The sequence below is a fragment of the Rhizobium sp. BK529 genome (assembly GCF_014194105.1).
In the GTDB taxonomy this organism is placed as follows: Bacteria; Pseudomonadota; Alphaproteobacteria; order Rhizobiales; family Rhizobiaceae; genus Rhizobium.
Genome location: NZ_JACIAU010000001.1, coordinates 172,487 through 184,971, shown reverse-complemented (window position 1 = coordinate 184,971; position 12,485 = coordinate 172,487). Strand labels below are relative to the sequence as shown.

Here is a 12,485-nt window from a genome sequence, read left to right as displayed (position 1 = left end):
TTACTGGCCCATCCCGTCCGCGAGTTCCTTGAGCTCCTTGGTCCTGAGGTCGGTCAGGTCAGCAAGGCAGCCTGCAACCAGCATCGGCTCCATCGTGCCGCCACGGGCCTGGAAACCATAATTTTCACATTGGGCGTCGCGATAGGTAATCCAGGCGCGCTGTGCCTTGAGGAGCGCCTGTTCGGCACCCTTCATGTCACCGTCGAGATCCTTGTCGATCGCTACCATAGCGGTGCGCGTAAGCTTGTATTGGGCATTAAGCCCCTTGTCGGCCTTGTCATAACGCGCCTGTGCGCAACTGGTCATGTCTGCCTGCGTCTGCGCATTCTCGCAGTCCGCGTCTTCGGCATGAGCAGCGCTGGCGGCAAGCAGCATCATGGCTGCACCGATGAGTCCCGTCTTCAAGGGCATGTATTTCCTCCGTCATTTTTTCTTGTGTTTAGAGCCGGCCCATGACGAGCTGACGGAAGCCGTAGACCTCGCGTTTGCCGGAGAGCGGTATCAGCGTCACTGACCGGGTCTGGCCGGGCTCGAAGCGCACGGCCGTACCGGCGGGAATATCGAGCCGCATGCCGCGCGCCTTGTCGCGATCGAAGGACAGGCCGGCATTGGTCTCGGCAAAATGATAATGGCTGCCGACCTGCACCGGACGGTCACCCGTATTGGACACCTCGATCGTCAGGGTCGGCGCACCGGCGTTGAGCTCGATCTCGCCATCAGCGGCAATGATTTCGCCAGGGATCATCTATCTCTCCTTAAGCCACCTTGGGCGCGCAGCCCTCGGCCTTCAGAACACGCTTCGTGGAAGCCGGATATTTTTCCAGCTTCGACGCAGGCCGGATCGGCCGCGCCGCAAAATTGCCGCCGCAATTCGGGCACTCCCCCTTGAGCACATCGGCGACACAATCGGCACAGAAGGTGCATTCGAAGGTGCAGATCATCGCCTCCGCGCTGTCAGGCGGCAGGTCCTTGTCGCAGCATTCGCAATTGGGTCGAAGGTCCAGCATGTTGCGCTCCTCAGCGAATCGGTTCGTGCACGGTCACAAGCTTCGTGCCGTCAGGGAATGTCGCCTCGACCTGCACGTCATGGATCATCTCGGCAATGCCTTCCATCACCTGATCCCGGCTGATGACATGGGCACCGGCCTCCATCAGTTCTGCGACCGGGCGGCCGTCACGGGCGCCTTCGACGACGAAATCGGTGATGAGGGCGATCGCTTCCGGATGGTTCAGCTTGACGCCGCGCTCCAGCCGCCGCCGCGCCACCATGGCCGCCATGGAAATCAACAGCTTGTCTTTTTCTCTCGGAGTGAGGTTCATCGTCTACCCGCTTATTGAACTCATAGATTCCAGACTTTCGGCACAGGCGCTCCGTTGCGCAAGGCGGAAATGATCGGGATCAGGATTTTTCTCAGCGCAAAACCATCGGGCGCGGCAAGACGCACGATGAGCTTGTCATTCCAGGCGCTTGCTCCGCCCATATGTCCGTCCATCAGCGGCCGCACCCTGGCGAGATAGGCTTCCGACATCGCCCCCGCATAAAGCACCGTCGCAAAGGCCACCTGCCCGCCAAGCACAGCCTGCTCTGCCGCAAGCAGCGCCACTGCATCGGAAAGGCGCAGTTCCTCGGCATGAACAAGTTGGCCCGAGCGGCGAATGCGCCAGCGATCGCGAAACAGGCCCGTCTCCATCGTCTCGCCCATGGCGGTGCGGCCGAGCAGGATGGCTTCGACCGCGAGGAACTCCGCGCTGTCGTCGAGATCGACATCCAGACGACGAAACAGCGAAGCGCGATCGAAAAGAATGGTCTCCTGCGGCAGCCAGTCGACGCGAGCACCCGGCCCGACCTCGATCTGCGTCGTCACCTCGGCCGTACCGGCCGATGCCTTGTAGATCTTCTCGCAGGCCTGCGTCGTCACATTGATGCGCGTACCCGCTCCAGCCGATATGCTCCAGTTCATCCTGTCACCGCCGGTCAGCCCGCCGGCCGTATTGATGATGACAGCCTCCATCGAGGCATCGAACGTATCCGGCAGGCGGATCTTTGCCGCACCTTCCTGATAAAGCTCCTGAATCCGCGTACGCCCGCCCTGCACCTTGGCAGCAAGATGCCCTCGTCCTTCCGCTCTCTGCGGTCTCGTGATGCCCGCCGCCGCGCCTGTCATGCCACCCCCGTGCAGATGCCATCCTGTCTGGCGTCTCGCGTTGAATGTGTCTGTTGACCGCAACAAAGCAAGTCCCGTGCCGCTTTCCGAAAGTCCATGCCCCACGGGCTGTAGGATGGCGCGGAAGCACATCTGCCACAAAATGCGGCATCTGCCGGCGCGTTGGTCAGAAAGATCATACGGTTAGATGGCGGCGCGCTTCCGGCGTGTCCAGCGTCTCGGCACGACCTTCGTGAACGATCTCGCCGCGATCCATGATGTAGACATAGTCGGCAAGCTCGCGGCAGAAATCGAGATACTGTTCGACCAGCAGGATTGCCATTCCGGTGGAATCGCGCAGGTAACGGATCGCTCGGCCGATATCCTTGATGATAGAAGGCTGGATACCCTCGGTCGGCTCGTCGAGCACAAGGATTTTCGGTCGCGTGACCATCGCCCGGCCAATCGCCAGCTGCTGCTGCTGTCCGCCCGAAAGATCGCCGCCGCGACGCGACAACATCGACTTCAGTACCGGGAAAAGACTGAAGATATCATCCGGGATGTTGCGGTCGCGGCGGCCAAGCGGAGCAAAGCCAGTTTCGAGGTTTTCTTTGACGGTCAGCAGCGGAAAGATTTCACGCCCCTGCGGCACATAGCCGATACCCTGCTTGGCGCGGGCAAAAGGCGGCAAGCCATTGAGCTTCGCATCGTTGAAGGTGATGGTTCCCGCCGATATCGGATGCTGGCCGGTGACTGCGCGCAACAGTGAACTCTTGCCCACACCGTTGCGCCCAAGCACACAGGTGATCTTTCCCATCTCAGCCTTGATCGAGATGCCCCGCAGCGCCTGGGCAGCACCATAGTGAAGATTTGCGTTTTCGACTGTCAGCATCTCAGCGTCCCAGATAGTTCTCGATTACCTTCGGATCGTTACTGACGAAATCAATGGATCCTTCGGCCAGCACTGAACCTTCGGCAAGACAGGTAACCTTCACACCGAGATCGCGAATGAAGCCCATGTCGTGCTCAACGACGACGACAGACCGCGTTTTGGCGATGTCCTTGAGCAGGATCGCCGTTTCCGCCGTCTCGGCATCGGTCATGCCGGCCACCGGTTCGTCGACGAGCAAGAGCTTCGGCTCCTGCGCCAGAAGCATGCCGATCTCCAGCCACTGCTTCTGGCCATGCGACAGATTGGCCGCGAGCTCATCGCGGCGATGCGTCAGCCGCACCGTCTCCAGGATTTCCTCGATACGGTCCTTGTCCTCTCCTGAGAGACGATAGAACAGGGTCGAAAACACCGTGCGCCGACGGTTGAGCGCCAGTTCCAGATTGTCCCAGACCGTATGGCCTTCGAAGACCGTCGGCTTCTGAAACTTCCGGCCGATGCCAAGCTGGGCAATATCGGCCTCGTCCTTCTTGGTGAGATCGATATTGCCGTTGAAGAAGACCTCGCCCTCATCCGGACGGGTCTTGCCGGTGATGATATCCATCATCGTCGTCTTGCCGGCACCGTTTGGTCCGATAATCGCCCGGAGTTCGCCGGGTTCGATGACGATGGAGAGCGAGTTCAGCGCCTTGAACCCGTCGAAGGAGACCGAGACACCGCTGAGATAGAGCACGCTGTTGGGTTTGACGTCGGGGATCATGGTCTACTCCGCAGCCTGGATTTTTGCTTCGACACCCTCTTCGGCGGCGACAGGCGTCACACCGTTTACGACCGGCTTCCGCTTGCCAAGATACCGGGCGATCGTGCCGACGATGCCTTTCGGCAGGAACAGCGTGACGAGCACGAAGAGGCCGCCAAGCGCAAACAGCCAGTAATCGGGGAAGAGGCCGGTGAAGATCGTCTTGCCGCCATTGACGAGGATGGCGCCGATGATCGGCCCGATCAGCGTCGCGCGCCCCCCGACGGCCGTCCAGATGACAACTTCGATGGAGTTGGCTGGTGCGAATTCGCCGGGATTGATGATGCCGACCTGCGGCACGTAGAGTGCGCCTGCAATGCCTGCCATCATCGCCGAGACGACAAAGGTGAAGAGCTTGAAATGCTCGACCCGGTAGCCGAGGAAGCGCGTGCGACTTTCCGCGTCACGCACACCGACCAGCACCTTGCCGAATTTCGAGCGCACGATCGCCGAGGCGATCATCAGCGACAATGCCAGGAGGAGCGCGGTTGCCGCAAAGAGCGTCGCACGCGTGCCATCGGCCTGCACGCTGAAGCCGAGGATATCCTTGAAGTCCGTCATGCCGTTATTGCCGCCGAAACCCATGTCGTTGCGGAAGAAGGCGAGCAGCAGCGCATAGGTCATGGCCTGCGTGATGATCGAGAGGTACACGCCGTTGACGCGAGAGCGGAAGGCGAACCAGCCGAAGACGAAGGCGAGCAGACCGGGCACGACGAGCACCATCAGCGCTGCAAACCAGAACTGGTCGAAGCCGTACCAGAACCATGGCAACTCCTTCCAGTTCAGGAAGACCATGAAGTCGGGCAGGATGGGATCTCCATAGACGCCGCGAGAACCGATCTGACGCATCAGATACATGCCCATCGCATAACCGCCGAGCGCGAAGAAGGCGCCGTGACCGAGCGAGAGAATGCCGCAGAAGCCCCAGACGAGATCAAGCGCCAGCGCCAGCAGCGCATAGGTCAGATACTTGCCGAACAGTGCCATGATATAGGTCGGCACATGCAATGGATTGTCCGCCGACGTCGCCAGATTGAGCACCGGCACCAGAACCGCGACGACCAGCAGGATAGCGATGGCAATGGAGATTCGGCGATCGAGAGACCGGAGAAGGAAGGCCGTAATCATGCTTCCACCGCCCTTCCTTTGAGTGCGAAGAGCCCGCGCGGACGCTTCTGGATGAAGAGAATGATCAGGACGAGCACCAGGATCTTGCCAAGCACGGCGCCGGCGAAGGGCTCGAGGAACTTGTTGACGACACCGAGCGACAGCGCGCCGACCAGAGTGCCCCAGAGATTGCCGACGCCGCCGAAGACGACGACCATGAAACTGTCGATGATGTAGCTCTGACCGAGGTTCGGCGAGACGTTGTCGATCTGCGAGAGCGCCACACCCGCCATGCCGGCAATGCCGGATCCGAGCGCGAAGGTGAAGGCGTCGACCCAGCCGGTGCGGATACCCATGGACGATGCCATGCGTCGGTTCTGCGTGACGGCGCGCATCTGCAGGCCAAAGGCAGAGCGCTTCAGCAGCATCAGCAGCGCCACGAACACCGCCATCGAAAAGACGATGATCCACAAGCGGTTCCAGGTGATCGACAGACCACCGAAATCGAAAGCGCCCGACATCCAGCTTGGATTGCGAACCTCACGGTTAGTGGGGCCGAAGACCGTGCGCACAGCTTGCTGCAGGATCAGCGACACGCCCCAGGTGGCCAGCAGCGTTTCCAACGGCCGGCCGTAGAGATAGCGTATGACGGTTCGTTCGATGATGAGACCGACGAAGCCCGTGAAGATGAAAGCGGCCGGCACCGAGAAGGCCAGCGAGTAATCCGCCATGCCGGGGAAGGCCGAGGCGATGTATTCCTGCACGACATAGGTCGTGTAAGCGCCGATCATCACCATTTCGCCATGTGCCATGTTGATGACGCCCATGACGCCGAATGTGATGGCGAGGCCGATGGCGGCAAGCAGCAGCACCGAGCCGAGTGAGAAGCCGTACCAGACGTTCTGGACGATGTTCCAGAGGGCCAGGCTGCGGTTGATGGTGGAAATATGCGCCTGGATGGCAGGCTTGAGATCGTCAGGCGCGGTTGCCAGCGCCGTGGTCAGAATGGTCAGCGCATCGCGGCCGCCGCGGGCAGCTACCGTATCGATCGCCTGCCGCTTTTTATCGGCGCTCACATTGCTCTTTAGCACCATCACCGCGCGAGCAGTCTCCATCGTGCTCTTGATCTCGGCGTCCTTCTCATCCGCCAAAGCCGAGGTGAGCAGATCGAGGTTGGCAGGATCGGCATCCTTCAAAAGCCCCTGGGCTGCCGCAAGACGGGCGCCGCGATCAGGGCTCAGAAGCGTCATCTGGCTCATCATCGTCCCGATGAGCGTACGCACTGAATTATTGATCTTCACCTTCGACATCGTATCCGGATCGATGTCGGCAACGGCTTCACCGGTCAGCGGATCGGAATAGGTCGGCTCGTCGTCCGTGCCACCCTGCACAAGGACAGGGCCGCCCTCGTCGGCGTTGACGTAGAGAAGGCCGTCGCTCAGTTGCTGCAATATCTGGCTGACATGCGCATCCTTGGAAGCGACAAGTGCCTTGATGGCCGCTTCACGCTCCGGAAAACCGCCGACGCCGAGCGCATCGACAAGAGCGTGAACGTCGTCCTGAGCCTTTAGGGCAGTCGTCAGCCCCATGAATGCTAGGCAGATGGTCAAAAGAAAGATCTTGATGGCGCGATACATCGGCTTTCCCGCCTAAATTGTCGTAGCAGCAACCGCTGGGGACGAAGCTTCCGTCCGGATCTGAAACCCGGACGGAAGTCTTGTGGCTCATGCCGGACGGGCTAACTCAGGAACCCTTGCCGCCGCATTTGCCGGTGGCAACGTTGAAGTTGCCGCAGTTCATCGGCTTGCGCCAATCGGAAATCAGGTCCTTGGAGTCCGGCAGGAAGTCGGACCATTCGTCGCCGACAACCTCGGGGGTCTGCTGGACGATTTCGAACTGGCCGTTGGCCTGGATTTCACCGATCAGCACCGGCTTGGTGATGTGGTGGTTCGGCATGACAGTTGCGGTACCGCCGGAGAGGTTCGGGACGGAGACGCCAATAATGTGGTCGAGAACCGCGTCGGTATCGGTGGTACCGGCGGCCTGGACGGCCTTAACCCAGGCGTTGAAGCCGATATAGGCGGCTTCCATCGGGTCGTTGGTCACGCGCTTGTCGTTCTTGGTGAAGGCGTGCCATTCCTTGATGAACTTCTTGTTGATCGGCGTATCGACCGATTCGAAGTAGTTCCAGGCTGCCAGGTGGCCGACGAGCGGCTTGGTGTCGAGACCGGCAAGCTCTTCTTCGCCGACCGAGAAGGCGACAACAGGAATATCGGTTGCCTTGACGCCCTGGTTGCCGAGTTCCTTGTAGAAAGGAACGTTGGCATCACCGTTGATGGTGGAGACGACAGCGGTCTTCTTGCCGGCCGAACCGAATTCCTTGATCTTGGAAACTTCCGTCTGCCAGTCGGAGAAGCCGAACGGCGTGTAGTTGATCAGGATGTCTTCCTTCGGAATACCCTTGGATTCGAGATAGGCTTCCAAGATCTTGTTGGTCGTGCGCGGATAGACGTAGTCGGTGCCTTCGAGCACGAAGCGCTTCACGCCTTCGGTGTTCATCAGGTAGTCGACGGCCGGGATCGCCTGCTGATTCGGAGCAGCACCCGTGTAGAAGATGTTGCGCGAGGATTCTTCACCCTCATACTGGACCGGGTAGAAGAGCAGCGAGTTCAGCTCTTCGAATACAGGCAGGACGGACTTGCGCGAAGAGGAGGTCCAGCAACCGAAGACGGCCGCAACCTTGTCCTTCTCGATCAGCTCACGCGCCTTTTCGGCAAAGAGCGGCCAGTCGGACGCCGGGTCGACGACGACGGCTTCAAGCTTCTTGCCGAGAAGGCCACCCTTCTTGTTCTGCTCGTCGATGAGCATCAGCATGGCGTCTTTCAGCGTCGTTTCGGAAATCGCCATCGTGCCGGAAAGCGAGTGCAAAACGCCGACTTTGATCGTGTCGTCGGCAGCAACCGCGCCGTGTAAGGCGGCCGATGCGGCCATGACCGCGCCGAGCGCCGCGCCCGTAAGTGTGGATCTGAGATTCATCTGGTTGAACTCCCCTCTTCTTGTTCCGCAACAGGCCGGAAACGGTGATTAACTGTTGCTTAAAGAACTATCGGGTGCTGCATCGCAAAACCGTATACGTCGATTGACGTAGCCGACGGGGCTAAATGTGCAGGTTTGCGCAGCACCGCACTCTTAAGCCCCGGGATGATCCGTGTTACGAAAGCGTCATGAGGGGAACAAAAGGCCTGAAGGAACCGTATGGCAGCGCGCCAACGCATCATTCCAGTGCGACGCGAATATAATCGCTGGGTCGCCAACCAGACGCTTGAAGACTACGCACTGCGTTTCACCGCCAAGAGCGCCCGACGCTTCTCCTCCCAGCGGATCTCGCAGACCGCGATCGGCGCCATCTCCTTTCTGGCGTTGGAGGCGATCGGCGGCGCGATCACATTGTCCTACGGCACGACCAATGCCTTTTTCGCCATCGTCGTCGCCTCCATCGCCATGCTGGCGATTGGTCTGCCGATCAGCCGCTATGCCATCCGTCACGGCGTCGATATCGACCTTCTGACGCGCGGCGCGAGCTTCGGTTATATCGGCTCGACCATCACCTCGCTGATCTATGCGAGCTTCACCTTCATGCTGTTCGCAATCGAGGCCTCGATCATGTCGGGCGCGCTGGAGCTGACGCTCGGCATACCCTTGTGGATCGGCTACATCATCAGTGCCGTCATGGTGATCCCGCTCGTCACCCATGGCGTGCGGTTGATCAGCAAGTTCCAGCTGATGACCCAGCCTTTCTGGATCGTCCTCAACATTCTGCCCTTCATCTTTATCGCGCTGATGGACTGGCAGCAATTCGATGTCTGGCGCGCCTTTGCCGGCATACGCCATGCCTCCGGCCCGCCCGGCACAGTCGCCGATTTCAGCCTCGTGGAATTCGGCGCGGCCTCGGCCGTCATTCTGGCGCTGATGTCGCAGATCGGCGAACAGGCGGACTTCCTGCGCTTCCTGCCGCCTGATCCACAGCGCAAGTGGCGTCACCGCCTTGCCGTCTTCCTCGCCGGCCCCGGCTGGGTCGTCATCGGCGCGCCGAAGCTGCTCGCCGGTTCCTTCCTCGTGGTGCTGACCTTCACCTCGGGCGTGCCTGTCGACCGCGCCGCCGACCCAGCGCAGATGTATCTGACCGCCTTCGGCTACATGATTCCCTGGCACAATGCCGCCCTGCTGCTGATGGCCGCCTTCGTGGTGGTCTCGCAGTTGAAGATCAACGTCATGAATGCCTATGCCGGGTCGCTTGCCTGGTCGAACTTCTTCTCTCGCCTGACCCACAGCCATCCCGGCCGCGTCATCTGGCTTGTCTTCAACGTGGCGATCGCGCTGCTCCTGATGGAGCTCGGCATCTACCGGCTGCTCGAGGAAACGCTCGGCATCTTCTCGATCATCGCCATGGCGTGGCTCTGCACCATCTCGGCCGACCTCTTCATCAACAAGCCGCTCGGCCTAGCTCCTCCCGGCATAGAATTCAAACGCGCCCATCTTTACGATATCAATCCGGTCGGCCTCGGCGCCATGACACTGTCGGCCGGCATTGCGTTGATCGCCCATTTCGGCATCTTCGGCTCGCTCGCCGCCTCACTTGCCCCCTACATCACGCTGGTGATTGCACTGATCGCCTCGCCCGCCATCGCCTTGATAACGAAGGGTAAGTTCTATCTCGCCCGCAAGCCGCGCCATGCCTGGAAGAACCTGACCACCATCACCTGCTCCGTCTGCGAACATCCATTCGAGCCCGAAGACATGGCCTGGTGCCCTGCCTATGCCGCACCGATCTGCTCGCTCTGCTGCTCTCTCGACAGCCGCTGCCACGACATGTGCAAGCCGAATGCCCGCTTCAATGCGCAGGTCGGCGCTGTCGCCAAGACTCTGTTGCCGGAAACTATCGTCCAGAAGCTGACCACCCGCCTCGGCCGTTACGGCATCGCTGTGGCGCTGGCATTGACGGCCGTCGGTGCAATCCTTGCCATGATCGCCCATCAGGTCGGCTCGGCCTCGCCGGAGACGGCCGAAGTCGTCAATCGCACCATCCTGATCGTCTTCTTCGTCTTCTCGGTCATCGCCGGCATTGCCTGCTGGTTTTATGTGCTCGCCCATGACAGCCGTGTCGTCGCCGAGGAGGAATCTTCCCGCCAGAACACGCTGCTCCTCAAGGAAATCGCAGCCCACAAGAAGACCGACGCCGCCCTGCAGACCGCCAAGGAAACCGCCGAAGCCGCCAACCGCGCCAAGAGCCGTTATGTCGTCGGACTGAGCCACGAATTGCGCACGCCTCTCAATGCCGTTCTCGGCTATGCGCAGATCCTTGAGCGCGACGAGACGATCCCCCCGCCGCGTCAGTCCTCCATCAAGGTCATTCGCCGCAGCGCCGAACATCTCTCCGGCCTGATCGACGGCCTGCTCGATATCTCGAAGATCGAAGCCGGCCGCCTGCAGGTCTATTCGAACGAAATCAATATTCAGGATTTCCTCGACCAGATCGTCGATATGTTCCGTCCGCAGGCGCAGGCAAAGGGCCTGTCCTTCATCCACGAACGTTCTCAGGCTCTGCCGCAATTTGTGCGTACCGACGAGAAGCGACTGAGACAAATCCTCGTCAATCTGCTTTCCAATGCGATCAAGTTTACCGACGAAGGCAGCGTCACCTTCGATGTCGGCTACCGCAGCCAGGTTGCAACCTTCACCGTCTCCGACACGGGACGCGGCATTGCGGAGAAAGATCTGACGCGCATCTACGAACCCTTCCAGCGCGGTGAAGCCGAAACCGTGCGGCCGATGCCCGGCCTCGGCCTCGGTCTCACCATCACCCGGCTGCTCACCAACACGCTCGGCGGCGAAATCTCCGTCGCAAGCGAAAAAGACAGGGGGTCAACCTTCCGCATCCGGCTCATGCTGTCGGCGGTGCTTCGCCCTGCAGCTCCGCCGCAGGAGAAAAAGATCATCAGCTATGACGGCCCGCGCCGGACCATTGTCGTCGTTGATGACAATGAGGACCATCGCGAGATGATGCGCGAGATATTAGCGCCTCTCGATTTCATCGTGCTGACAGCAGCAAGCGGACCTGACTGCCTGACGCTGATCGAAGGCATCGAGCCGGATCTCTTCCTCGTCGATATCTCCATGCCCGGCATGAATGGCTGGCAGCTGGTCTCCCGGCTGCGCGAGGCGGGATGCACAGCGCCAATCGTGATGCTGTCAGCCAATATCGGCGACGCCGCCGCCCACAGCGACAGCGACGACAGCCACAACGACGCTATCGGCAAGCCTGTCGATATCAGGCAGCTGCGCGACAAGCTCGCGCTGCAACTTGGATTGAAATGGCTCTATGCCGACGACCAGATCCCGGCGCCGGCAACCGCAGCCATGCCGCTTACAGGCCCCGGAACCGCGCATGTGCAGGAGCTGCTGCGCCTCGGAGAGATCGGCTACATCAGGGGCATAGAAGCCAAACTCGCCGACCTTGCCAAAGTGGAGGCAAATCAGCCATTCACCGAGGAACTCCGATCCTATGTCGCCGCCTTCAATCTCGCCGGCTTCATGGATTTCCTGCACAAATTCGAAGAAAAAGGTGAAACCGTTGGCTGAGCTCCCCCGCGACATCGTTCTCCTGGTCGACGATTCGCCCGAGGCGCTCGGCTTCCTGACAGATGCGCTGGAACAATCCGGCTTTTCCGTGCTGATCGCCACATCGGGCTCGGCCGCGCTCAATATCGTAGAGCGCATCACGCCCGATCTCATCCTGCTCGATGCCGTCATGCCGTCGATGGACGGTTTCGAAACCTGCCGCAGACTGAAGGCCAATGCGGCCGTCGCGCAAGTGCCCGTCATCTTCATGACCGGGCTCACCGAAACCGAACATGTTGTCCACGCGCTGGAATCCGGCGGTGTCGACTATCTGTCGAAGCCGATCAACATCGACGAGTTGCGCGCCCGCATCCGCGTTCACCTGCGCAATGCCCGCTCGGCGCAGAGCGCACGCGTGGCGCTCGATGCCGCCGGCCGGCATCTGCTGGCGGTCAAGGGTAATGGCGCGATCCATTGGTCCACACCGCAGGCAACCCGCCTCGTCAATGCCGCCATGGGCAGCGACGACGGCATGGACGTCATTTCCCGCACGATCGGCAACTGGATGACGGAGCGCGCCGCTGCCGCCCGCGATGCCCTGATTTCGATCGCTCATGCCGGCCAGGCAGCCCTGCAGCTAGCCTTCCTCGGCGCCATTGGCCCGGACGAATATCTATTCCGCCTGACCGCCGCCAACCAGCGCAGCGACGACGAAGTGCTGCGCCAGCATTTCGCGTTGACGCAACGCGAATCCGAGGTGCTGATGTGGATCGCCAAGGGCAAGGCCAACCGCGATATCGGTGAAATTCTCGGCCTTTCCGCTCGCACGGTGAACAAGCACCTGGAGCAGATCTACGTGAAGCTTGGCGTGGAAAACAGGGCATCCGCCGCCGTGAAGGCGGCGCATGTACTACACGAGATGTGACGA

General features: G+C 60.6%; 11 protein-coding genes and 1 pseudogene. 2 read left to right on the top strand and 10 right to left on the bottom strand.

The features are described 5' to 3' along the window. The 10 genes and pseudogenes from FHX08_RS00880 to urtA form a co-directional block, all read right to left on the bottom strand. Positions 1 to 411, bottom strand: coding sequence for a lysozyme inhibitor LprI family protein (locus tag FHX08_RS00880; protein ID WP_132653402.1), 411 nt, complete (start codon positions 409 to 411; stop codon positions 1 to 3). A gap of 28 nt (positions 412 to 439) precedes the next feature. Next, positions 440 to 745 (bottom strand): urease subunit beta, encoded by a 306-nt coding sequence (locus FHX08_RS00875; protein WP_132653401.1) that lies wholly within the window; start codon positions 743 to 745, stop codon positions 440 to 442. A gap of 10 nt (positions 746 to 755) precedes the next feature. Beyond that, a complete protein-coding gene (locus tag FHX08_RS00870) occupies positions 756 to 1,007 on the bottom strand; it encodes a DUF1272 domain-containing protein (protein ID WP_132653400.1) in 252 nt (83 codons plus the stop codon). A 10-nt stretch (positions 1,008 to 1,017) separates the two neighbouring features. Further along, entirely contained in the window at positions 1,018 to 1,320 is a 303-nt protein-coding gene (locus tag FHX08_RS00865; RefSeq protein ID WP_028751899.1) for an urease subunit gamma, read from the bottom strand. 20 nt (positions 1,321 to 1,340) lie between these two features. After that, the gene (locus FHX08_RS00860) at positions 1,341 to 2,165 is read right to left on the bottom strand and encodes an urease accessory protein UreD (RefSeq protein ID WP_132653399.1); all 825 of its coding nucleotides are present in this window, start codon (positions 2,163 to 2,165) and stop codon (positions 1,341 to 1,343) included. A gap of 175 nt (positions 2,166 to 2,340) precedes the next feature. Continuing rightward, positions 2,341 to 3,036: an urea ABC transporter ATP-binding subunit UrtE gene (gene urtE, locus FHX08_RS00855; RefSeq protein WP_132653398.1), complete on the bottom strand. Its 696-nt coding sequence runs from the start codon at positions 3,034 to 3,036 to the stop codon at positions 2,341 to 2,343. A gap of 1 nt (position 3,037) precedes the next feature. Beyond that, positions 3,038 to 3,793 (bottom strand): urea ABC transporter ATP-binding protein UrtD, encoded by a 756-nt coding sequence (gene urtD, locus FHX08_RS00850; RefSeq protein WP_132653397.1) that lies wholly within the window; start codon positions 3,791 to 3,793, stop codon positions 3,038 to 3,040. Between the two features lie 75 nt (positions 3,794 to 3,868). Beyond that, positions 3,869 to 4,960 (bottom strand): annotated as a pseudogene (gene urtC, locus FHX08_RS00845) (urea ABC transporter permease subunit UrtC); the annotation flags it as partial. Then, positions 4,957 to 6,576 carry an urea ABC transporter permease subunit UrtB gene (gene urtB / locus FHX08_RS00840; RefSeq protein ID WP_132653395.1) on the bottom strand — a complete coding sequence of 540 codons (1,620 nt, stop codon included), beginning with the start codon at positions 6,574 to 6,576 and terminating at the stop codon, positions 4,957 to 4,959. The pseudogene urtC and the gene urtB, both read right to left, overlap by 4 nt. 106 nt (positions 6,577 to 6,682) lie before the next feature. After that, a complete protein-coding gene (gene urtA, locus FHX08_RS00835) occupies positions 6,683 to 7,975 on the bottom strand; it encodes an urea ABC transporter substrate-binding protein (protein WP_184326773.1) in 1,293 nt (430 codons plus the stop codon). A 219-nt stretch (positions 7,976 to 8,194) separates the two neighbouring features. Between urtA and FHX08_RS00830 the strand changes: the two genes are divergently transcribed. Beyond that, positions 8,195 to 11,578, top strand: coding sequence for an ATP-binding protein (locus tag FHX08_RS00830; protein WP_132653393.1), 3,384 nt, complete (start codon positions 8,195 to 8,197; stop codon positions 11,576 to 11,578). Then, positions 11,571 to 12,482, top strand: coding sequence for a response regulator transcription factor (locus FHX08_RS00825; RefSeq protein WP_132653392.1), 912 nt, complete (start codon positions 11,571 to 11,573; stop codon positions 12,480 to 12,482). The genes FHX08_RS00830 and FHX08_RS00825 overlap by 8 nt, the downstream gene beginning before the upstream one ends. Positions 12,483 to 12,485: the final 3 nt, after the last annotated feature.

Coding starts and splice junctions, on each gene's coding strand:
- urtE (WP_132653398.1), bottom strand. CDS start 3,036: ATGCTGACAGTCGAAAACGCAAATCTTCACTATGGTGCTGCCCAGGCG.
- FHX08_RS00875 (WP_132653401.1), bottom strand. CDS start 745: ATGATCCCTGGCGAAATCATTGCCGCTGATGGCGAGATCGAGCTCAAC.
- FHX08_RS00865 (WP_028751899.1), bottom strand. CDS start 1,320: ATGAACCTCACTCCGAGAGAAAAAGACAAGCTGTTGATTTCCATGGCG.
- FHX08_RS00860 (WP_132653399.1), bottom strand. CDS start 2,165: ATGACAGGCGCGGCGGCGGGCATCACGAGACCGCAGAGAGCGGAAGGA.
- urtD (WP_132653397.1), bottom strand. CDS start 3,793: ATGATCCCCGACGTCAAACCCAACAGCGTGCTCTATCTCAGCGGTGTC.
- urtB (WP_132653395.1), bottom strand. CDS start 6,576: ATGTATCGCGCCATCAAGATCTTTCTTTTGACCATCTGCCTAGCATTC.
- urtA (WP_184326773.1), bottom strand. CDS start 7,975: ATGAATCTCAGATCCACACTTACGGGCGCGGCGCTCGGCGCGGTCATG.
- FHX08_RS00880 (WP_132653402.1), bottom strand. CDS start 411: ATGCCCTTGAAGACGGGACTCATCGGTGCAGCCATGATGCTGCTTGCC.
- FHX08_RS00830 (WP_132653393.1), top strand. CDS start 8,195: ATGGCAGCGCGCCAACGCATCATTCCAGTGCGACGCGAATATAATCGC.
- FHX08_RS00870 (WP_132653400.1), bottom strand. CDS start 1,007: ATGCTGGACCTTCGACCCAATTGCGAATGCTGCGACAAGGACCTGCCG.